Source organism: Aureimonas mangrovi, assembly GCF_014058705.1.
GTDB classification, from domain to species: Bacteria; Pseudomonadota; Alphaproteobacteria; order Rhizobiales; family Rhizobiaceae; genus Aureimonas; species Aureimonas mangrovi.
Map to the genome: position 1 here is coordinate 2,692,049 of NZ_CP059692.1, position 21,282 is coordinate 2,713,330.

At 67.2% G+C, this 21,282-nt stretch carries 19 protein-coding genes and 1 tRNA gene; 12 read left to right on the forward strand and 8 right to left on the reverse strand.

Annotated features, from left to right (window positions below; translation table 11 throughout):
* Positions 1 to 89: 89 nt before the first annotated feature.
* Positions 90 to 992 (reverse strand): UTP--glucose-1-phosphate uridylyltransferase GalU, encoded by a 903-nt coding sequence (gene galU / locus H1343_RS12985; protein WP_185983295.1) that lies wholly within the window; start codon positions 990 to 992, stop codon positions 90 to 92.
* A 376-nt stretch (positions 993 to 1,368) separates the two neighbouring features.
* On the opposite strand from galU, the gene H1343_RS12990 reads away from it, so the two are divergent.
* Positions 1,369 to 1,533 carry a hypothetical protein gene (locus H1343_RS12990; protein WP_185983296.1) on the forward strand — a complete coding sequence of 55 codons (165 nt, stop codon included), beginning with the start codon at positions 1,369 to 1,371 and terminating at the stop codon, positions 1,531 to 1,533.
* A 52-nt stretch (positions 1,534 to 1,585) separates the two neighbouring features.
* Here H1343_RS12990 and H1343_RS12995 read toward each other — a convergent pair whose 3' ends face one another.
* Entirely contained in the window at positions 1,586 to 1,891 is a 306-nt protein-coding gene (locus tag H1343_RS12995; protein WP_185985736.1) for a hypothetical protein, read from the reverse strand.
* A 67-nt stretch (positions 1,892 to 1,958) separates the two neighbouring features.
* Here H1343_RS12995 and H1343_RS13000 point away from each other — a divergent pair, with 67 nt between their 5' ends.
* The 8 genes from H1343_RS13000 to H1343_RS13035 all read left to right on the forward strand — a co-directional run bounded on the left by H1343_RS13000 (position 1,959) and on the right by H1343_RS13035 (position 11,285).
* Positions 1,959 to 3,017 carry a glycosyltransferase family 2 protein gene (locus H1343_RS13000; protein ID WP_246333055.1) on the forward strand — a complete coding sequence of 353 codons (1,059 nt, stop codon included), beginning with the start codon at positions 1,959 to 1,961 and terminating at the stop codon, positions 3,015 to 3,017.
* Positions 3,011 to 3,985 carry a UDP-glucose 4-epimerase GalE gene (galE, locus tag H1343_RS13005; protein ID WP_185983297.1) on the forward strand — a complete coding sequence of 325 codons (975 nt, stop codon included), beginning with the start codon at positions 3,011 to 3,013 and terminating at the stop codon, positions 3,983 to 3,985. Before H1343_RS13000 ends, galE begins: the two co-directional genes overlap by 7 nt.
* 29 nt (positions 3,986 to 4,014) lie before the next feature.
* Positions 4,015 to 4,803, forward strand: a complete 789-nt coding sequence (locus H1343_RS13010; RefSeq protein ID WP_246333057.1) for a family 16 glycosylhydrolase — start codon at positions 4,015 to 4,017, stop codon at positions 4,801 to 4,803.
* Positions 4,804 to 4,897: 94 nt separating this feature from the next.
* On the forward strand, positions 4,898 to 6,046 hold the full coding sequence (locus H1343_RS13015; RefSeq protein ID WP_185983299.1) for a glycosyltransferase family protein: 1,149 nt from the start codon (positions 4,898 to 4,900) through the stop codon (positions 6,044 to 6,046).
* Entirely contained in the window at positions 6,043 to 7,020 is a 978-nt protein-coding gene (locus H1343_RS13020) for a glycosyltransferase family 2 protein (RefSeq protein ID WP_185983300.1), read from the forward strand. Before H1343_RS13015 ends, H1343_RS13020 begins: the two co-directional genes overlap by 4 nt.
* Positions 7,017 to 7,943 (forward strand): glycosyltransferase family 2 protein, encoded by a 927-nt coding sequence (locus H1343_RS13025; protein WP_185983301.1) that lies wholly within the window; start codon positions 7,017 to 7,019, stop codon positions 7,941 to 7,943. Before H1343_RS13020 ends, H1343_RS13025 begins: the two co-directional genes overlap by 4 nt.
* Positions 7,933 to 8,919: a glycosyltransferase family 2 protein gene (locus tag H1343_RS13030; protein WP_185983302.1), complete on the forward strand. Its 987-nt coding sequence runs from the start codon at positions 7,933 to 7,935 to the stop codon at positions 8,917 to 8,919. The genes H1343_RS13025 and H1343_RS13030 overlap by 11 nt, the downstream gene beginning before the upstream one ends.
* A gap of 5 nt (positions 8,920 to 8,924) precedes the next feature.
* Positions 8,925 to 11,285, forward strand: a complete 2,361-nt coding sequence (locus tag H1343_RS13035; RefSeq protein WP_246333620.1) for a Wzz/FepE/Etk N-terminal domain-containing protein — start codon at positions 8,925 to 8,927, stop codon at positions 11,283 to 11,285.
* A 170-nt stretch (positions 11,286 to 11,455) separates the two neighbouring features.
* Here the strand turns inward: H1343_RS13035 and H1343_RS13040 are convergent.
* Both H1343_RS13040 and H1343_RS13045 read right to left on the reverse strand, forming a co-directional pair.
* A tRNA-Glu gene (locus tag H1343_RS13040) sits at positions 11,456 to 11,530 on the reverse strand.
* A gap of 90 nt (positions 11,531 to 11,620) precedes the next feature.
* Positions 11,621 to 11,959, reverse strand: a complete 339-nt coding sequence (locus tag H1343_RS13045; protein ID WP_185985737.1) for a hypothetical protein — start codon at positions 11,957 to 11,959, stop codon at positions 11,621 to 11,623.
* A 75-nt stretch (positions 11,960 to 12,034) separates the two neighbouring features.
* Between H1343_RS13045 and H1343_RS13050 the strand changes: the two genes are divergently transcribed.
* Positions 12,035 to 13,006, forward strand: a complete 972-nt coding sequence (locus H1343_RS13050; RefSeq protein ID WP_246333059.1) for an RluA family pseudouridine synthase — start codon at positions 12,035 to 12,037, stop codon at positions 13,004 to 13,006.
* Positions 13,007 to 13,198: 192 nt separating this feature from the next.
* Positions 13,199 to 14,110: an RNA polymerase sigma factor RpoH gene (gene rpoH, locus H1343_RS13055; protein WP_185983304.1), complete on the forward strand. Its 912-nt coding sequence runs from the start codon at positions 13,199 to 13,201 to the stop codon at positions 14,108 to 14,110.
* Between the two features lie 78 nt (positions 14,111 to 14,188).
* On the opposite strand, the gene H1343_RS13060 is transcribed toward rpoH, so the two are convergent.
* A complete protein-coding gene (locus H1343_RS13060; RefSeq protein ID WP_185983305.1) occupies positions 14,189 to 15,844 on the reverse strand; it encodes a hypothetical protein in 1,656 nt (551 codons plus the stop codon).
* A gap of 48 nt (positions 15,845 to 15,892) precedes the next feature.
* The gene (locus H1343_RS13065; RefSeq protein ID WP_185983306.1) at positions 15,893 to 17,185 is read right to left on the reverse strand and encodes an adenylosuccinate synthase; all 1,293 of its coding nucleotides are present in this window, start codon (positions 17,183 to 17,185) and stop codon (positions 15,893 to 15,895) included.
* A 160-nt stretch (positions 17,186 to 17,345) separates the two neighbouring features.
* Here H1343_RS13065 and H1343_RS13070 point away from each other — a divergent pair, with 160 nt between their 5' ends.
* The gene (locus tag H1343_RS13070) at positions 17,346 to 18,251 is read left to right on the forward strand and encodes a DMT family transporter (RefSeq protein ID WP_185983307.1); all 906 of its coding nucleotides are present in this window, start codon (positions 17,346 to 17,348) and stop codon (positions 18,249 to 18,251) included.
* Positions 18,252 to 18,303: 52 nt separating this feature from the next.
* Here the strand turns inward: H1343_RS13070 and serA are convergent, their stop codons facing one another.
* Both serA and H1343_RS13080 read right to left on the reverse strand, forming a co-directional pair.
* Positions 18,304 to 19,896: a phosphoglycerate dehydrogenase gene (gene serA / locus H1343_RS13075; RefSeq protein ID WP_185983308.1), complete on the reverse strand. Its 1,593-nt coding sequence runs from the start codon at positions 19,894 to 19,896 to the stop codon at positions 18,304 to 18,306.
* 142 nt (positions 19,897 to 20,038) lie between these two features.
* The gene (locus tag H1343_RS13080) at positions 20,039 to 21,214 is read right to left on the reverse strand and encodes a phosphoserine transaminase (RefSeq protein ID WP_185983309.1); all 1,176 of its coding nucleotides are present in this window, start codon (positions 21,212 to 21,214) and stop codon (positions 20,039 to 20,041) included.
* Between the last annotated feature and the right edge of the window lie 68 nt (positions 21,215 to 21,282).

Genomic DNA, 21,282 nt, shown 5'->3' on the forward strand with positions numbered 1-21,282 from the left:
CGCTTGCGGGAGGTCGGCTCCGTCGGCCGGCCCTTCGAAGGTACCGGGCGGCGCCATGCACCGCCCGGCCGTTCTCTCCTCGCGCGGTGCTACTCGGCGGCCGCGGCGAACTTCGGCTCGACGTTTTCGATGAGTTCCTGAAGGTTGTCGTAGACCTTCTCGCGGATGTCGGGGCGCCAGAGGGCGAAGGCGACGTTGGCCTCGATGAAGCCCTCCTTGGAGCCGCAGTCGAAGGTGCGGCCGGTGAAGTGGTAGCCGTAGAAGTCCTGCCGGGCGGCGAGCTTGAGCATCCCGTCGGTCAGCTGGATCTCGTTGCCCGCGCCCTTCTCCTGCGTCTCCAGGATGTCGAAGATCTCCGGCTGCAGGATGTAGCGGCCCGAGATGAAGAAGTTCGACGGCGCCTCGGCCGCCTTCGGCTTCTCCACCATGCCGTCGATGCGAAAGCCGGTGCCCACGTCCTCGGCCCGCCCCACGATGCCGTATTTGTGCGTCTCGGCCGGGTCGCACTGTTCCACCGACAGGATGTTGCCGCCCGTCTCCTCGTAGAGCTCCACCATCTTCTTCATGCAGCCCTGCTCGGCCTGCATGATCATGTCGGGCAGGAGCAGCGCGAAGGGCTCGCCCCCGACGAGATCGCGCGCACACCACACCGCATGGCCGAGGCCGAGCGGCGCCTGCTGGCGCGTGAAGCTCGCCGTGCCCGGCTTGGGCTGCAGCGAATCCAGAAGCGAGAGCTCGGCCTCCTTGCCGCGCTCGGTGAGCGTGTTCACCAGTTCGACCTGAATGTCGAAATAGTCCTCGATGACGCCCTTGTTGCGCCCGGTCACGAAGATCAGGTGCTCGATCCCCGCCTGACGAGCCTCGTCAACCACGTACTGGATCACCGGACGGTCCACCACCGTCAGCATCTCCTTCGGAATCGCCTTCGTGGCTGGAAGGAACCGCGTCCCCAGACCGGCCACCGGAAACACTGCCTTGCGAATCTTGCGCATTGAAACCCCTCAGAACGCTCGAAGCTGCACCGTCACCATGGGTGCATCGCAATATCACGATTTTGTGGCCGCGAGAACCGCAGACAAGTCCATCCAAGTGATTCGCTTATCATCGCGTAAGTTGAATGAAGCCTGAGCAAGATGACGACAAAGTCATGACAACAGAAGGTCGACTGCCGAACGTCTGTGCAATTTAAATATTCTGCTAATAATTTTCTGACGATTTCAGCGCCATGCCGCAGTGCGACAAAAGATTCTCAAGACAAACGTACTCAAACTCTGCTGAATAGAGCGAGGGTGGCCGGTGCCGCCCCGCAACCGACGGAGACGGGGCTGGATTGCTCTGTGCGACGGTTGGTCAATGGGACGGTGAATAATGGATCTCTCGACAAAGACACCTCCTTATATCGACGAAACGGCGCGCCGTGACGAGCGCGTCGAACGCTCCAAACGGCCGTTGAACGCCGTTCGCGGACTGGTCATCGGCGCGGCGATTTGCTTGGTCTTCTGGGTCGGGGTGGCACTCTACTTCTTCCGCTAGACGTTCGGAAAGAGCGCCGCGCCGATCATGCCCCTAGGGGACGTCACCACGCTCACAGGTTGATTTCAATCGATTTTTGTAGCCGTTTCGGGCGGTCTATTTTTCTTTCGCACATCTCGCCCCGCCGTCCCCCGCCGCCGCGCGAGACGTTTTTCGGCGCTCCGGCGAAATTGATGCAGCTCCATAAAACGTAGACGTTGCAAAGACTTGTGAGCTGCGGCGCACAGGCACGACCGCTGCGCACCGACTCGCGATTTCGCGAGAGGGTCGAAATTTGGCCCCGAACTGCCAGAATGTTCGCGTCACCTTCACGCCGGCGTGTTTCTTCGTCGTGGAGTTTCGCTGACGGTCGCCTCATCAGGTTTCCGTCTATCCGGCAGATGCTCTCTGGGAGGAGGAGCGGCCATCCGAGAGGTTCGCTTTTCGTGGCACCTTCCGTCTGCGTGATCATCGCGGCCAAGGATTCCGCCCTGACCATCGGGGCGGCCGTCGCATCGGCCCTGCGAGAGAGTGAGGTCGCCCGCCTCGTCGTCGTCGACGACGGATCGAGCGACGACACCGCGACCGTCGCCGCGCAGAGCGACGACGGCTCCGGCCGCCTCGAGTTGATCCGCCTCGCCGAAAACCGCGGCCCATCGTTTGCCCGCAACCGGGCGCTGGAGCGCTGCCGCGAGGACTTTGTCGCCATCCTCGATGCCGACGACCGCTTCCTGCCGGGCCGTTTCGCGCGCCTGTTCACGGATGCGGACTGGGACATGGCGGCGGACAACATCGCCTTTCTGGACGAGAACGCGAGCGGCGACCTCGAGGCCCGGATCGCGGCTTTGCCTTCATGCGCGCCTGCGGGCGGTGCCTCGTCCTTCGTCAGCACGCAGGCCTTCATCGAGGGCAATCTCAGCCTTCGCGGCCGGCCTCGCGGCGAACTCGGCTTCCTCAAGCCGGTGATCCGCCGCTCGATCCTGCCGGCAGACGGGCCCGTCTATGACGAGGCGATGCGGCTCGGCGAGGATTACGACCTTTATGCGCGGCTGCTCCTGGCCGGCGCGCGGTTCCGGATCGTGCCGGGCTGCGGTTATGTCGCGATGGTGCGGGGCAACTCGCTGAGCGGCCGCCATTCGACGCAGGACCTCGCGCTGTTCATGGAGGCCGACACTCGGCTTCTGACGCGCAGCGACCTTTCTGCCGGCGTGCGCGCGGCACTTCGCGCACATGAACGCCAGACCCGTGCGCGGCTCGATCTGCGGCGCTTCCTCGATGCCAAGAAGGCTGCGGGTCTCCCCTCTGCTGCGGTCGCGCTCCTGCGCGAGCCCGGCGCCTGGGCCGCCGTTGCCGGAGGGATCGCGCGAGACAAGGCCGCCGCGCTGCGCGCGCGTCTCGTCCCGCCACCGCCGGTCTCGCCGGAGCCGCGCTTCCTCTTTTCCACGAGCGACGCGGCCGAAACCGCCGACGCTCCTCTCAAACCAGGGAAGGCTGCCTCGTGGTGAACATTCTCGTCGTCGGCGGCGCCGGCTATATCGGCTCGCACACCTGCCTCGACCTCGCGTCGAAGGGCTTCACGCCGATCGTCTACGACAATCTCTCACGCGGCCATGCCGAGTTCGTGCAGTGGGGGCCGCTCGAGGAGGGCTCGCTCGCCGACGGGGCGCGCCTCGATGCCGTCTTCGAAAAATACCAGCCCGCGGCCATCGTCCATTTCGCGGCGCTGATCGAGGTGGGTGAATCTACGAAGGACCCGCTCGCCTTCTTCGACAACAACGTCGCCGGCACGATCTCGCTCCTGCAGGCCGCAGGCCGCGCCGGCTGCGACAAGCTCGTCTTCTCCTCGACCTGCGCAACCTACGGCGATCCGGTCTCGGTGCCGATGGACGAGACACACCGCCAGGCGCCGCTCAACCCCTACGGCCACTCGAAGTTGATGGTCGAGCTGATGCTGCGCGACCTTACAGCCCATCGCGGGCTGAACGCCGTGACGCTGCGCTATTTCAACGCCGCGGGCGCCGATCCCGAAGGGCGCATCGGCGAGCGTCACGAGCCCGAGACCCACGCGATCCCGCTCGCCATCGAGGCCGCGCTGGGCCGGCGCGCCGACTTCAAGATCTTCGGCACCGACTACGACACGCGCGACGGCACCTGCATCCGCGACTTCATTCACGTCATGGACCTCGCCGACGCCCATTCGCGCGCTGTCCGGTACCTGATCGACGGCGGCAAGAGCACGGCACTGAACCTCGGCACGGGGCACGGCACCACGGTGCGCGAGCTCCTCGGCGAGATCGGGACCGTCGCCGGCCGCCCGGTGAACGCCATCGAAACCGGCCGCCGTCCGGGCGATGCCCCCGCACTCGTCGCCGACAACAGCCTCGCGCGGCAAACGCTCGGCTGGCAGATCCGCCACGATCTGTCCTCCATCGTGAACACCGCCTGGCGCTGGCACGCGGCCAGCAACGCATGACGCATCAGCCGAACCAAGGAGAACTCACCGTGACCCACGTTCGATCGCTCGCCCTTTCTGCCCTCGCCTTCTCGATGTGCGCGACCGCCGCGCTCGCGCAGGAGCGGCAGGGCACCTCTTTTGTCGAGGAGTTCGACGCAGGGCTCGACCGCTCCTTCTGGTACATCTCCGACGGCTGGACGAACGGCGCCCACCAGAACTGCGGCTGGGGCAGAGAGGAGGTGTCGGTGCGCGACGGCAAGCTGATCCTCGGCTTCTCCAGGAACGAAAAGGCCGGCGAGTCCTATCGCTGCGGCGAGGTGCAGACCGTGCCCGTCTTCGGTCAGGGTACCTACGAGACGCGGGTGAAGACACCGGCCGGCTCGGGCCTGAACGCCAACATGTTCACCTATATCGGCGAGGTCCACGGCAAGCCGCACGACGAGATCGATTTCGAGTTCCTCCTGAAGGACACCAGCCAGGTGCAGCTCAACGTCTACAAGGATGGCGTCGGCAACAACGAGCATCTCACGCCGCTGACACCCGCCTCGGACGAAGCGTTCCGCGACTACGCCTTCGTCTGGGGACCGGACTCGATCGAGTGGTACATCGACGGCGAACTCGTCCACCGCCTCGACGATCCCTCGAAGCTGCCAGGCAACGATACCAAGATCTATCTGAGCCTATGGAGCACCGACACGCTCACCTCCTGGCTCGGCCCTTTCGAGGAGCCTGACGGCCCGCTGGAAATGGAGGTCGAGCGGGTCTCGTTCACCGCTCTCGGCGACGAATGCCAGTATCCCGATTCGCTCGTCTGCAAACAGGCACCGGGCGAGTGAAGACGCTGGCGCGCGGCCTCTGCCCTTGCGGCATGTTGCAACGCAGCATGCCGCTCGATAGCCTGCGGCCGGGAGCAGGAGCGGGTTCGCATCGATGACGACGATCCTCTATCTCGTCCACGACCTCGGCGATGCGGCCGTCGAAAAGCGCGTTGCCATGCTTCAGGCCGGCGGCGCGCGCGTCGCGCTGGCAGGCTTCCGGCGCGGCGAGGCGCCGCCCGACGCGATCCGCGGCGTCGTCCCGGTCGACCTCGGGCGCACGTATGACGGTGACTTCCGCCAGCGCATCGCCAAGCTCGCCTCGGCTCTCGTCTCGCGGCAGAAGGGAGCGCTGGCAGCGCTCAACCCCGATGTGGTGGTGGCGCGCAATCTCGAGATGCTAGCGCTCGCCCGCAGCCTTCCGTTCGCGGCCCCGGCGCAGCCTCGCTTCGTCTACGAGACGCTGGACATCCACCGCCTGCTCCTCCGTAAGGACGCCGTGGGACGGGCGATGCGGCGGCTGGAGCGCAGCCTCCTGTCGCCCGCCGCGCTGATCGTCACGAGTTCGCCGGCCTTCATCGAGAACTATCTGCGCCCGCTCCAGAAGGTCGATGCGCCGATCATGCTTCTGGAGAACAAGGTTCTCGACCTTTCGGGCTCCCCTGCCCCAGCCGTCGCGCGCGACCCCACCTCTGGACGACCGCTGCGCATCGGCTGGTTCGGCGCGCTTCGCTGCTCCCGCTCGCTCGATCTCCTCGGCGCCTTCTCTCGCGCGATGGAGGGACGGTACGAGATCATCCTGCGCGGACGGCCCGCGACGCGCGAGTTCGCCAACTTCGAGGGCCAGGTCGCGGCCGAGCCCTTCATGCGTTTCGAGGGCCCCTATCGGGCCGAAGACCTGCCGCGCCTCTACGCGGAGGTCGATTATGTCTGGGCGATCGACTTTTTCGAAGCCGGGCTGAACAGCGACTGGCTCCTGCCGAACCGACTCTACGAAGGCTGCCGTCACGGCGCGGTGCCGATCGCGATGGCGCACACGCAGACCGGCCGCACCCTCGCCGGCCTCGGCATCGGCGTCCTCCTCCAGGAGGCCGAGCCCGACCATCTCGCCCACCGCCTCGCGCTGGCCGACCCCGACGCCCTCCGCGACGACGTCGCCTCGCTCGACCCCTCACTCTTCGCCTTCGACCGGGAAGATTGCCGCGCACTGGTCGCAGCCCTCGCCGGCTCGGGCGAAGCGGCGGTGATGAAGGAGGCAGCATGACGCGTCATCGCTGCCTGATCGTCGTGCCGACCCTCAACGAGCGCGATCATATCGGCCCGCTTCTGGACGCGCTGGTGCGCGAGGCCGCCATCATCGACGCGCTGGTCGTGGTCGCCGACGGCGGCTCGGGCGACGGCACGCAAGGTATCGTGGAGGAGGCCGCTCTCCGGCATGATCGCGTCCGGCTGATCCACAACCCGAAGCGCATCCAGAGCGCGGCGGTAAATCTTGCCGTCGAAACCTTCGGAGCCGGGGCCGACTATCTCATCCGCATCGACGCGCACGGCGCCTATCCCGCTGACTTCTGCGCCGTCCTTGTCGCGGAGGCCGATGCCACGGGCGCCGATTCCGTCGTCGTCTCGATGAAGACCGAAGGTGCGCCCGGCTTTCAGGCGGCGGTCGCCGCGGCCCAGAACGGGCGCCTCGGCACCGGCGGCTCCCGCCATCGCATGGGCGCGGCGAGCGGCTGGGTCGATCACGGCCACCATGCGCTGATGCGCGTTGCCGCCTTTCGCGCGGTCGGCGGCTACGATGAGAGCTTCTCGCACAACGAGGACGCCGAGCTCGACCATCGCCTCGCACTCGCCGGCTTCCGCGTCTGGATGACGACGCGCACGGTGATGACCTATTTCCCCCGCGCGACGCCCGGCGGCCTCTTCCGGCAGTATCTCGGCTACGGGCGCGGACGTGCGCGCAACATGCTCAAGCACCGCATGGTGCCGAAGGTCCGCCAGGTGCTGCCGCTTCTCGTCGCACCGGCCCTTGCGCTGGCACTGCTCGTCCCGGTGCACTGGATCTTCGCGCTGCCTTTCCTGCTGTGGGCTGGCGCGTGTCTCGCCTTCGGCGTCGTGGACGCGCTGCGAAGCGGTCCGCAGGCGATCGTCTCGGCCTTTGCGGCGATGGTGATGCACCTCGCCTGGTCCACCGGCTTCTGGCTTCAACTTATGGGCCTTCGCCCGAAAGGCGCCCGATGACCGACACGACGACGATCACGATCTGCGTGTGCACTTTTCGTCGGCCGCATCTCGCCGAGACGCTCGCCTCGCTGGCGCGCCTGCGGCTTCCCGGGGGTGCGGCGGTGGACGTCGTCGTCGCCGACAACGACCGCGAGCCGAGCGCGAAGCCGGTGGTGGACGCGGCGCGCGCCGGGCTGCCGTTCGAGCTGACCTATGTCCATGCGCCGGGCGCCAACATCTCGATCGCCCGCAATGCATGCCTCGACGCAGCACGCGGGCGCTTCGTTGCCTTCATCGACGATGACGAGATCGCCTCGCCGGACTGGCTGGCGGCGCTCCTCGCCAAGGCGCGCGAGACGAAGGCGACGGCCGTCCTCGGCCCCGTCCATGCGCTCTACGAAAACGATGCGCCCCGCTGGATGCGCGAGGGCGACTTCCACTCCACCTTCCCGGTCTGGGTGAAGGGCGAGATCGTCACCGGCTACACCTGCAACGTCCTCATCAACCGCGCCGCGCCGGACGTGGATGCGTTGCGCTTCGATCTCGCGCTCGGGCGCAGCGGCGGCGAGGACACGGCCTTCTTCGACCGGCTGCACAAGGGCGGCGGGCGTATCGCTTATGCCGAAAGCGCGCTTCTGGAAGAGGGCGTGCCGCCGGGCCGCGCGCGCTTCTCCTGGCTCGCCAAGCGCCGCTTCCGCATGGGCCAGACGCACGGACTTCTGCTTCGCGAGGCCGGGCGCGGCCGCCCCGCCGAGATCGCGGTCGCTTCCGGCAAGGCTCTCGCCTGCGTGGCGATGTCGGTCGCGAACCTCGGCTCGCCCGTGGAGCTGCGCCGCAATCTCCTGCGCGGGCTTCTGCATGTCGGCGTCGTCGGCAGCCTTCTCGGCATGCAGAGCCTCGTCCAGTACGGCGAGACGAAGGAGCGCCCGCATGCAGCCTGACGTCACCTTCCTCGTCGCCGCCTACGATGCCCGCGCCACGATCGCCCGCGCCATCGACAGCGCGCTGGCCTCCCAGGGCGTTAGCTTCGAGATCGTCGTCGCCGACGATGCCTCGCGCGACGACACGGCTTCGGTGGTGGAGGCAATCGGCGACGAGCGCGTGCGTCTCGTGCGCCTTTCGCGCAACAGCGGCCCCGGCGGGGCGCGCAATGCCGGGCTGGACGAGGCGCGGGGCCGATATGCCGCCGTCCTCGACGCCGACGACACCGTCCACCCCGATCGCATGGCGCGGCTTGTCGCGCTTCTGGAAGAGAGCGGCGCGGCCGCCGCCGTCGACGGGCTGGAGGTGCAGTCCGGTTCGGCCCCGGTCGCGCCGATGTTCACGCAAGGCGAACTCGACGAACGTCCGACGCTGACCTTCCCGGACTATGTGCGCGCCAACCGGCTGTTCGCCGGCGGCTTCAACTTCGGCTATCTGAAGCCGGTGTTCCGCCGCGCCTTCCTCCAAGAGCACGGCATCCGCTATCCGGAGGAGATCCGCATCGGCGAGGACTACCAGTTCCTGGCGACAGTGCTGGCGAAGGGCGGCGAATGCCGGGTCGAGCCACGCGTCGGCTACACCTACCACGTCACGGCCGGCTCGATCTCGCGCGTCCTGCATCTGCATCACGTGGAAGCCATCATTGCGGGCGACAGGGCCTTCCTTTCACAGCACAGGATCGACGCAGAGACGGCACGCGCCTACGAGGAGCGCGCGACGAGCCTTCGTCTCGCCGCATCCTTCCTGACCATGGTCGAGGCGTTGAAGCGGCGGGATGCGCCCGCCGCACTCGGCGCGGCGATCCGTGACCCCGCCGCGCTCCTTCATTTCCGCATGCCGATCGCCAAGCGCCTCGCGAGCCTTCGCCCGCACCGCGCCGCAGTGGCCGGCCCCGATATCCACCCTGCCGAAAGCCGGGAGACCCTCCGACCTTGAGCACCGTGGCCCCGCACAATCCGCACCCGATCGCCGCGATGGCGCGCGCCTCGCGCTCGGAGGACTATATCGACCTCGAGCGGCTATGGACCATCGCCCGGCGCAACCTGAAGCTGGTGATCATCTGCACCGTCTTGGCGATGGCGCTGGGGCTGGTCTATCTGCGCATGGCGCCGCCGGAATATTCGGCGCAGACGCGCATCCTCGTCGACGACAGCATCGGGCAGGTCGTCGGCGACTTCAGTTCCTCGGTGCCGGCGAACATGCAGCTCGACGCGCGGATCTCGAGCCAGATGGAAGTGCTGCGGTCGATGCGGCTGGCACTGGCTGTGGTGGATTCGGCAGGCCTTGCCGAGGACGAGACCTTTCTCAACCCGCCTTCGTCCCCGGTGAGCACGGTGCTCGCCCCCGTGCGCCGCGTCGTCGCCTTCATGCGAGGGCCGCAGGAGCCGTCGGGCCGGGCGCAGGCGGCCAACGCCGCCCTCGAAGGGCGCGAGCCACGAGCCCTGGAGAGCGCCACCGACGCGCAAAGTGCGACGGAGGCTGATCCGCGCCGGCAACTTGCGGCCTTGATGCTGCAGCGCGGCCTTTCCGTCAGCCGCGTCGAGCGATCCTCGGTCATCGGCGTGTCTTTCCGCTCGCACGACCCGGAACTCGCCTATCGTGTCACGCAGGCCTATGCCGATGCGTTCCTGCAGGAGCAGCTTCTGGCCAATGTCGACGCGTCGGGACGAGCCACCGGCTGGATGGAGGCGCGGCTCGCCCAGCTTGGCGAGGACCAGCGCCGGGCCGCTCTCGCGGTCGAACAGTTTCGCGCCAACAACAATCTGTCGGTGGCGCGCGGCGAACTCATCTCCGAGCAGCGGCTCGCCGAGCTCACGGGCCAGCTTGCGCTCGCGCAGAGTGAGGTGGCGCAGGCCCGCGCGCGGTCGGACCAACTCGCCGAAGTCGTCGCCTCCGGCCCGGAGGAGGCGTTCGAAAGCGCCGCCTTCGCCAGTGCCGAGATCACCGACAGCGTCGTGCAGCAGTTGCGCGGACGCTATCTCGACATGAGCCGCCGCATCGATCAGATCACCCAGAACTTCGACGAGAACCACCCCCAGGCGGTTCAGCTCCGCCGCCAGCGCGACGAGCTCTCGGCCCAGCTCTTCCGCGAGCTGCAGCAGCTCGCCTCGCGCTATCGCAACGAGTTCCAGGTCGCGCAGAGCCGCCTCGGCGCGCTCGAGAGCGCGCTGGCCGAGCAGACGGGCCAGAACTCTGAAGCCGGGGGAGCGCTGGTCGAGCTTCGCGAACTGGAGCAGGAAGCGCAGACGCTGAACCAGATCTACGGCTCGTTCCTCACGCGCTACGAGGAAACGGTGCAGCGCGAGAGCTTCCCCGTCTCCAACCTTCGCGTCATCTCCGCCCCGACCGAACCCGAGCGCCCGGTCGGCCCACGCTTCGGCAGCACGATGGCGGTCTTCGCCGCGCTCGGTCTGATGCTCGGCTGCGGTGCAGGAGCGTTGCGCGAATTCAACGAGCGCTCTTTCCGCACCGGAGACGAGGTCAGCCGCCATCTCGGCCTGCGCTTCCTCGGCTATCTGCCGCTGCTGCCGGGAAGCCGCAGGCCTTCGCGCTGGTCACTCGGCCGCCGGAAGACCATCACAGGGCCCGCCGCGACGGAAGCGCCCGATACGCCGATCGGCCTTCAGACCGCCTTCGCAGAAACGCTGCGCAACGTCATTCACGCCAGCGCCGATCCGTCCGGCGCGGGCGGCGCACAGGTGCTCGGCGTCCTGTCCGTGCTGCCTGGCGAAGGCAAGACCACGGTCGCCACCCACCTCGCCCATCTTCTGGCGCGCACCGGCTCGCGCACCATCCTGATCGACGGCGATTTCCGCAGGCCGGCACTCAGCCGCTCGCTGAAGGCGCCCCCCAAGGCGGGCCTGGCCGATGCCGTTCGCGGCCAGGACTGGCGCCCGCTGCTCCAACGTGACGAGGCGACGGGCCTTGCCATCCTGCCCATCGCGGAGGGGCGCGACTCCTCGCTCGGCAGCGTCATCCTCTCGGCACCGGGCATGGCCAAGCTCCTCGGCGAGCTGCGCGCCGAGTTCGACCATATCATCGTCGATCTGCCACCGATCGGCCCCGTCGTGGACGCCAAGGCCTTCGCGCCCTTCGCCGACAGCCTGCTGCTCGTTCTTCGCTGGGGAGAAACGCCACGCGCTCTGGTCCAGTCGGCGCTGAGCGACGATCCGGAGATCACGGGCAAGCTCGTCGGCGCGCTCCTGACGGCGACGGATCTCGATGACCTGCGGCGTTACGGAGATCGCGGCACGCGCGAACACGCCTACCAGAGCTACCAGAGCTACTATCACACGAATTGAAGGATCGCCGGACGGAGCGCCGGTGGCGGTCGAAAGACCGGCCACCGCTCCTGACCGGCGCGAGACGTGCGATTGAATCGCCTGTGGCAGCCTTGACGACCGCTACACTGCGTAGTCCGCGAGCATTCATGGCTGAATGCGGCGGGTGCATACGAAATTACTTGGGAAACTGGTACGCCCAAGGGGAATCGAACCCCTGTTTGCGCCGTGAGAGGGCGCCGTCCTAACCGCTAGACGATGGGCGCGTAACCAGTGTGGGGCTCGTATAATGGGAGCTTGGCGCGTTGGCAACACCCCCATTCCAAGAAATCCCGAGGTCCCCCGTCAGCCGTAGGTCAGGGCCGCACCAGCGGGTGCCGCGAGAGAACCGCGCCCGAATTGCGGTCGTAGACGACGAGTTCCTCGCCCCCTTCGGCGCTCACGCGCACGAACAGGCGGTCACCGTCCATCCCAGCCTCGAGGATCATGGCGCCGGCCGGAAGCATCAGGGGCACCTCCGCGCCCTGCGTCAGTTGCGCCTCGCCGCCGACGCGATAGACAACCGCGAAGAGCACGGCCATAACGCCGATGAACATGATGCCGATGGAGACGGCCAGAAGCCGCACCATCTTGCGTCTCACGCGCTCGGTCGCCGGATCGAGGGGTGCGTCGGGCGCGTCGTCAGTCTCGTTCATTCACCGAACCTTCCGGAGGGTCGCATTCAGCCCGTCGATAGCGTCGAAGAAGAGCCCGAGGCAACCCGCCTCGTCGTGACACCCGAGGATGCCGGTGCGCGCATCGACCGGTTTCTGGCCAAGGCGCTGGGCGGAGAGATGTCGCGCGCGCGCCTGCAGGCTCTGGTCGCGGAAGGTGGCGTCACGGTGAACGGCGCGCCCGCCACGCAGCCGAGCCGCAAGGTCCAGGCCGGCGAGACGGTCGAGCTCGCAGTTCCCGAGCCGGAGGCGCCCGAGCCCGAGGGCGAGGACATTGCGCTCTCGATCCTCTTCGAGGACGAGCATCTCGTGGTGGTCGACAAGCCGGCCGGCCTCGTCGTCCATCCGGGCCCCGGCAACTGGACGGGCACCCTCGTCAATGCGCTCATCCACCATTGCGGCGACACGCTATCGGGCATCGGCGGCGTGAAGAGGCCCGGCATCGTCCACCGCCTCGACCGCGACACGAGCGGGGTGATGGTGGTGGCCAAGACCGACGCCGCCCACCGCGCCCTTGCCGACCAGTTCGCCGCCCACGGCAAGGACGGGCGCATGGAGCGCGCCTACCTCGCCCTCGTCTGGGGCGTTCCCGCGCGCCCGGCCGGCGTGATCGACGCCGCTCTCGGACGCTCCAACGCCGACCGCACCAAGCGCGCCGTGGTGCCGGAGGGCAGGCCCGACGCGCGCCATGCGCGAACGGCCTACGAAGTGGTCGAGCGGCTCGGCCGCCCCGCTCCCCTCGCCTCCCTCGTGCGATGCCGGCTCGAGACCGGCCGTACGCACCAGATCCGCGTCCATATGGCCCATATCGGCCATCCTCTGATGGGCGACGAGGTCTACGGCGCGGGTTATCGCAGCAAGAGCGCGAAGCTCGGCGAGGATGCGGCCAAACGCCTTATGGCGCTCGGGCGGCAGGCGTTGCACGCGGCCCGCCTCGGCTTCATGCATCCCGCGAGCGGCGAGCGCATGGTTTTCGAAACGCCGCTACCGGCGGACATGGCGGAACTTTTGGCCGCGTTGCAGCATTAAACTTTCGTCACAACCGCGCGAGGTCGGGTCAAACCGTTGAAATCGCGACGAGTATGAACGGTCCGTTCGATACGAGCGGAGCGTGCAATTGATGTGACGCGTTCCCATATGACATCAGGGCTCAGGCGTGTTGCGGGGCCCAGATACGGTCGGCTCGACGGAGCGGCCGTTCTCGACATGGAGGGCATCTCGATGGCTCAAGCCAATCTTCCCAGCATCGCGTCCGGAGAGGGCGGCCTCAGCCGCTATCTCGAGGAAATCCGCCGTTTTCCGATGCTGGAGCCCCAGGAAGAATACATGCTGGCGAAGCGTTACGCCGAGCATGACGACCGGGCAGCGGCACATAAGCTCGTCACCAGCCATCTGCGGCTCGTGGCCAAGATCGCCATGGGCTATCGCGGCTACGGGCTGCCGATCGGTGAAGTCGTATCCGAAGGCAATGTCGGCCTGATGCAGGCCGTCAAGCGCTTCGACGCCGAGCGGGGCTTCCGCCTGGCGACCTACGCCATGTGGTGGATCAAGGCCTCGATCCAGGAATACATCCTGCGGTCGTGGAGCCTCGTCAAGATGGGCACCACGGCGAACCAGAAGCGCCTGTTCTTCAACCTGCGCAAAATGAAGAGCCGCATTCAGGCTCTCGATGAGGGCGACCTGCGGCCGGATCAGGTGAAGACGATCGCCACGCAGCTCGGCGTCAGCGACGAGGAAGTCGTGTCCATGAACCGTCGCCTTTCGGGCGATGCCTCGCTCAACGCGCCGATCCGCGCGGGCGAAGGCGAATCCGGCGAGTGGCAGGACTGGCTGGTGGATCAGTCGGAGAGCCAGGAAGAGGTTCTCGCGCGTGAGGACGAGCTGGATCAGCGCCGCGGGATGCTGCGTGGCGCCATGAATGTCCTGAACGATCGCGAGCGCCGCATCTTCGAGGCCAGGCGCCTGTCCGAAGACCCGCTGACGCTGGAAGCGCTTTCGGGCGAGTTCGACATCAGCCGCGAGCGCGTGCGCCAGATCGAGGTGCGTGCGTTCGAGAAGGTCCAGAAGGCGGTCCAGGATACGGCGGAAGCCGCACGCCGACAGTTGCGCGTGGTCGAAGAGGCCGGCGCCTGATCACCTCGCCGATCGCGTGACATGAAAAAGGCCGGGGCGCTCGAGCGCCCCGGCCTTTTCTCATTCTGACGAATCCTGTCAGCTCCGCGAGGCCCAGGCGTCCAGCGCCTCGTTGAAGACGCGCTCGCCCGGCGTGCCCTTCTCCAAAGACATCAGCGCACGCTGGCCCGACGAATAGGCCATCGGAATGTCGATCCACTGCTCGTCGCGCATCAACGCCGTGTTGTTGTCCACGGCCTGCTGTAGATCGTTCAGCGCGATGATGAAGAAGCCGTCCGAGATCTTGCCGGCGACACCGATCAGCGGCTCGCCGCGCGCCTGCTCGGTCGGCTTCAGGGCCAGCCTCTGGACGTTGTCGATCTGCCCCCCGGGGAAGTTCTGGGGCGTGTTGAACAGGATCTCGATCACATGGCTCGCCGGCAGCGTCTCGTCCGCGTTGCGGCGGATCGTCATCGTCATCGTCAGATTGGAATCCGTCACGTCGGCGACGGCGCGGATCGCCGGCTCGGGCGGCTGACCGGCCGTCGGCGGTTCGTTGACGAGGCTCCAGACGACGTTACCGCCATGCTGCGCCCCATCGCGGTCGCCCGAGCGTTCCTCGTAGAAGACGGCTCGCTGGCCGACGGGCAGCGCGCTCTGGTCGCCGGCGGGTGCCTCTGGCGCGGGCGTCGCAGCGGCCGATTGCTCGGCGCCAGGTTGGGTGATCCCGGGCGCAAGCACCGGTGACGCCGCAGACACGTCTGTCCCCTCGTCGAAGGCGTTCGGCGCGCCGGGTGCCGGCCCCTCGTCCACCTCGGAGCCGTCGGCGAGGAGACGCTGGGTGTACTCGCGCTGACTTGGATCGGGCGCGGGCGGCGTGCTCGCGGTTTCAGGCGCGGCGGGCGCGCCAGGGGCCTCGGCTTCGGGCTCGGTCCCTGAGGTGGAAGGATCGACAGCCGCAACCTCGGTGCCGGTCAGCGCCTGCGAAATCTCCTCGCCGTAGAAATAGCCGACGGCGCCGAGCGCGCCGATGAAGAGAAGGGCGGCGATGCCGGTGTAGAGCGGCGCGGACGAACGACGGCGCGAGCGCGAGCGCGCATAGTTCGGCGCGGCCATGTCCGCCTTCGGGATCTGGTCCGCATGCGCTTCGTGGTCGCCGACGTCCCCCGCGACCGGCGCGGGGGTGCGGGCGGCGACCGGCTCGGCCTGGTGGGTGACGGGGCCGATCTCGCCGATGCGATTCTCTTCCGGCTCCGCAACGGGCGGGACGGGACGCGTGTCTCGGGCGGCCGGCCGGAGCGACGGCGCCTCGGCGCGCTCACCGGGGTGTGTGCGATCTTCGGCCGAATGCGTGGAGACCGGTGGCGGCACGACAGGCGGCGTCGGCGCCCGGTCGTCACGCGGTCCATCCTGACGCGCCGGAGCGGCAGACGTTGGCTCCGATGCACGCGGGGGCGGCGGCACGGGCTGCGAAACCCGCGGCTGGGAGGCTGAAGCGCTCGGCTGCGGCGGGGTAGCGGCCGGCGCTTCCGCCGCCGGCGCGCCGCCCGAATAATGTGCTTCGGTGCGCGCGATCGCATCTTCGAGCGCGTTCTGGCGCGCCTCGATCAGTTCGTCGGACAGAGGCGGATCTGCTGCCGCGATCTGTCTCTGGATCGCGGCGCGTGCCTTCTCGTAGACCTTCGCGCGGAGCTGGGGGGTCGCCGAGGGAAGTGCGTCGATCGTCTTGCGTAGAACGGCGCTCAGATCGGCCATGTCATGCTCTGCTCACTGAAGACGAGATTTGCCCCAACTGTCTGAATCCTAATCTTCAAACGGGTCGCGAACAAGTATCGTATCGTCACGCTCGGGCGAAGTGGACAGGAGCGTCACGGGCGCGCCGACAAGTTCCTCGATATGGCGCACGTATTTTACGGCCTGCGCGGGCAACTCGCTCCAGCGGCGGGCACCCGCCGTCGTGTCTTTCCAGCCCTCGAGCTTCTCGTAGATCGGTTTGATGCGCTTCTGCGCCGCGGGGCTCGCGGGGAAATAGTCGATGCGCTCGCCATCCAGTTCGTAGGCGACGGCGATGCAGAGCTCGTCGAGCCCGTCGAGGACATCGAGCTTGGTCAGCGCGAGGCCGTGAATGCCGTTGATCGCCACCGCCTGGCGCACGAGCACGGCGTCGAACCAGCCGCAGCGGCGCTTGCGCCCGGTCACCGTCCCGAACTCGTGCCCCTTCTCGCCGAGGAACTGGCCGATCTCGTTGTCCTGCTCCGACGGGAAAGGCCCCTCGCCGACGCGCGTTGTGTACGCCTTGGTGATGCCGAGGACGAAGCCGGCCGCGGATGGGCCGAGACCCGAGCCCGCCGCCGCCTGGCCCGCAACGGTGTTGGATGAGGTGACGAACGGATAGGTGCCGTGATCGATATCGAGAAGCGTACCCTGCGCACCCTCGAAGAGGATGCGGTCTCCCGCACGGCGGCGCTCGTCCAGAAGGCGCCAGACGCGATCGAGATAGGGGGTGATCTCGTCGGCGACCGAGACGAGCTCGTCGAGAATCGTCTCGACGGCAATCTCCGGCTCACCAAGTCCGCGACGCAGCGGGTTGTGGTGCGCGAGAAGCCGCTCCACGCGCTCGCGCAGCGTGTCGGGCTCGGCAAGGTCCATCGCGCGGATGGCGCGCCGGCCCACCTTGTCCTCGTAGGCCGGGCCGATGCCGCGTCGCGTGGTGCCGATCTTGGTTCCGGCGGCCGCGCTCTCGCGGATGGCGTCGAGCTCACGATGCAGGGAGAGAATCAGCGCCGTGTTGTCGGCGATGCGCAGCGTCTGCGGGGAAATTGAGACCCCCTGCCCTTCCAGCCGGACCTTTTCGGCGACGAAGGCGTGAGGATCGAAGACCACGCCGTTGCCGATCACCGAGAGCTTGCCCTGGCGCACGACGCCGGAGGGCAGAAGCGAAAGCTTGTAGGAGACGCCGTCCACGACAAGCGTGTGACCGGCATTGTGGCCGCCCTGGAAGCGCACGACCACGTCTGCCCGCTCCGACAGCCAGTCGACGATCTTGCCCTTCCCTTCGTCTCCCCACTGGGAGCCGACGACCACAACGTTTGCCATTTCAACTCCTTGCGGGCACACGCCCGACCAGGCGCCACCCTGTGGCGCCCCCTTCGCAAAACGGCCGGACCATAGACAAAGCCTGCCCGCGATGCGAGGCCCGCCCCGAAGCTTTTTGGCGAACTTGCCGTAAACCGTCAGGCCGGCTTATGGGGGCTCTATGAACCGGTTTTGGACGCATCCCTATCTGCTTCTGTGCCTGACCGCCGCATGCTGGGGCGCGAACGCGGTCGCAGGGAAGCTCGCCGTCGGCCACGTGTCGCCGATGATGCTCACTCTCGTGCGCTGGGCCATCGCCATCGCGATCGTTCTGCCCTTCGCATGGGCCCCGCTGCGCCGTGACTGGCCCGTGGTGCGGGCCAACGTCCTCTTTCTGTTCGCGCTGGGCGTCTTCGGCATGGCCCTGTTCAACGGGCTTTTCTACACGGCGCTCCTTTACACCAGCGCCGTGCAGGCGACGATCGTGCAGTCGGCTATGCCGCTCGTCGTCTTCATCGGAATGTTCTTCCTGTTCGGCCAGCGCGTGCGGCGCGCACAGCTCATCGGCTTTTCGATCACCGCGCTCGGCGTGGCGATCGCCGCCGCGCGCGGCGACCTCTCAACGCTCCTCTCGCTCGACCTCAACCGGGGCGACGCGCTGATGGTCGTCGCCGTCGTCCTCTACGCGGGCTACACGGTGGCGCTCGGCTTCCGGCCGAAGCTGCACTGGCTGACGATGATCCTCGTCCTGTGCGTGGGCGCTCTCGTCGCCTCGGTGCCGATGCTGATCTGGGAGATCGAAACCGGCGGCTACATCGCTCCGGACGCGCGGGGCTGGGCGGTCGCGCTCTTCACCGCCATCTTCCCCTCGCTCGTCGGTCAGGTCCTCTACATCCGCGGCGTGGAGATGATCGGGGCAAGCCGCGCCAACCTCTTCATCAACTTCGTGCCGATCTTCGGCGCGGGGCTCGCGGTCCTCGTCCTTGCCGAACCGCTCCTGCCCTATCACTTCGTGGCGCTGGCGCTCGTGATCTGCGGCATTACGATAGCGGAGCGCGCGCGGCTGGGCACCGGCAGCGGCGCATGAAAAAGGGCGCCCTCGGGGCGCCCTTTTCGTTTTCGCATCATCGCAGCCGCGATCAGATCTCGAACTCAAGGAGCTTGGCCTGACCGATGGCGTTGAGGCCTTCGATCTCCTGGATGAAGGCCGGCGTCAGCGGCGCATCAAGATAGAGAAGCGCGATCGCATTGCCGCCTTCCTCGTCGCGGCCGAGATGGAAGTTGGCGATGTTGATGCCCGCCTTGCCGAAGGTGGTGCCGAGCTGGCCGATGACACCCGGCACGTCCTTGTTGGTCGTGTAGAGCATGTGGCGGCCGACATCGGCCTCCATGTTGATGCCCTTGATCTGGATGAAGCGCGGCTTGCCGTCGGAGAAGCAGGTCCCGGCGATCGAACGCTCCATCGTCGGGGTCTTGATCGTCACCTTGATGTAGCCGTCGAAGATGCCGGTCTTGTCGCGCCGCACCTCGGAAACCTGGATGCCGCGCTCCTTGGCCATCAGCGGCGCCGAGACCATGTTGACGCTCTGCATCTGCGGCTTGAGAAGCCCGGCGAGGGCCGCCGCCGTCAAGGCGCGGGTGTTCATGCCCGCCGGCTGGCCGTCGAACAGGATCTCGACGGCGGTGATCGAATCCTCGGTCACCTGGCCGGCGAAGCCGCCCAGCACTTCGGCGAGCTTGACGTAGGGCGTCAGGATCGGCGCTTCCTCGGCCGAGATCGAGGGCATGTTGATGGCGTTCGTCACCGCGCCCTGGATCAAATAGTCCGACATCTGCTCGGCAACCTGCAGCGCGACGTTCTCCTGCGCCTCGGAGGTCGAGGCGCCCAGATGCGGCGTGCACACGACGTTCTCCAGGCCGAAGAGCGGCGAATCCGTCGCCGGCTCGGTCTCGAAGACGTCGACGCCGGCGCCCGCGACCTTGCCCGACTTGATCGCCTCGGCGAGGTCCTTCTCGACGATCAGCCCGCCGCGTGCGCAGTTGATGATGCGCACGCCGTCCTTCATCGTCGCGATCGCCGCCGCATCGATGATGTTGCGGGTCTTGTCCGTCATCGGCACGTGCAGGGTGATGAAGTCGGCGCGCTTGAACAGATCGGCGAGCTCGACCTTCTCGATGCCGAGTTCCTTCGCACGTTCCGGCGAGAGGAACGGGTCGAAGCCGATGACCTTCATCTTCAGGCCGACGCCCCGCGAGGCGACGATCGAGCCGATATTGCCGCAGCCGATCACGCCCAGCGTCTTGCCGGTGATCTCGACGCCCATGAAACGATTCTTCTCCCACTTGCCGGCCTGCGTGGAAGCGTCGGCGGCGGGAAGCTGGCGCGCGGTGGCGAACATCAGCGCGATGGCATGCTCGGCGGTGGTGATCGAGTTGCCGAAAGGCGTGTTCATCACGATGATGCCCTTCCGCGAAGCGGCCGGGATGTCGACATTGTCGACGCCGATGCCGGCGCGGCCGACGACCTTGAGCTTGGTCGCGGCCTCGATCAGCTTCTCGGTGACCTTGGTGGCGGAGCGGATCGCGAGGCCGTCATACTGGCCGATGACCTCGAGAAGCTTGTCCTTGTCCTTGCCGAGGTCCGGCAGATAGTCGACCTCGACGCCGCGATCCTTGAAGATCTGGACGGCGGTGGGGGAAAGCTTGTCGGAAACGAGAACGCGGGGTGCCATTCGGATTGTCCTGTGGTTGGGGCGAGCGGAGCTTCAGCCCTGAAAGGAGCGGTTCGGCGCGGTTCGGTGGCGCCAACGCTGAATCGATGATCTGGAACGGATCCCGGCACGAGGCCGGGACGACGCTTGCGGGGCGCGAGCCTCAGGCGGCCTTGGCCAGCGTGCCCTTCTGGACCTCGTAGGCATAGGCGAGCCACGGCATCAGGGCTTCGAGATCGCCCTTCTCCACCGTCGCGCCGGCCCAGATGCGCAGACCCGGAGGCGCGTCGCGATACGCACCGATATCGAGCGCGACGCCTTCCTTCTCCAGCGCCGAGGAGACGCCCTTTGCGAAGGCGGCCTGGTCGTCGGCCGAAAGCGCGGTGATCGCGGGATCTGTGAAGGTGAGGCAGACCGAGGTGTTGGAGCGCGTCTCTTCGGTCTTCGCAAGGAAACCGATCCAGTCGTTCTCGGCGACGAAGCGCTCGATCACGGCCAGATTGTCGTCCGCGCGCTTCTTCAGGCCGTCGAGCCCGCCGATGGACTTCGCCCATTGCAGCGCGTCGAGATAGTCCTCGACGCAGAGCATCGAAGGCGTGTTGATCGTCTCGCCCTTGAAGATGCCCTCGATCAGCTTGCCGCCCTTGGTCATGCGGAAGATCTTCGGCAGCGGCCAGGCCGGCTTGTAGCTTTCCAGCCGCTCGACCGCGCGGGGCGAGAGGATGATCATGCCGTGCGCGGCCTCGCCGCCCAGCACCTTCTGCCAGGAGAAGGTCACGACATCGAGCTTGTCGAAGGGCAGGTCCTGCGCGAAGGCGGCCGAGGTCGCGTCGCAGATCGTGAGACCCTGACGGTTTGCAGGGATCGCGTCGCCGTTCGGAACGCGCACGCCGGAGGTGGTGCCGTTCCAGGTGAAGACGACGTCGTTGTCGAAATTGACGTCCGCGAGGTCGACGATCTCGCCGTAACCGGCTTCGAGAACGCGCGCATCCTTCAGCCCAAGCTGCTTGACGGCATCCGTCACCCAACCGGCGCCGAAGCTTTCCCACGCCAGCATGTCGACGCCGCGCGCACCGAGAAGCGACCACATGGCCATCTCCACAGCGCCCGTGTCGGAGGCCGGCACGATGCCGATGCGGTAATCGGCCGGAACGCGCAGAACCTCGCGCGTTTCCTCGATCGCCTGAAGGAGTTTGGATTTACCGACCTTGGCGCGATGCGAGCGCCCGAGCGGGGCGTCGGAGAGCGCATCCAGCGTCCAGCCGGGACGCTTGGCACAAGGGCCGGAAGAAAAACGGGGGTCGGCCGGACGCAATGCCGGCTGGGTGATGTTCGCCATCTGATAGCTATCCTTACAGATAGTTGCCTCTCGTTGGGGAGAGGTGTCCCACTGGCGGCTCTATGCCT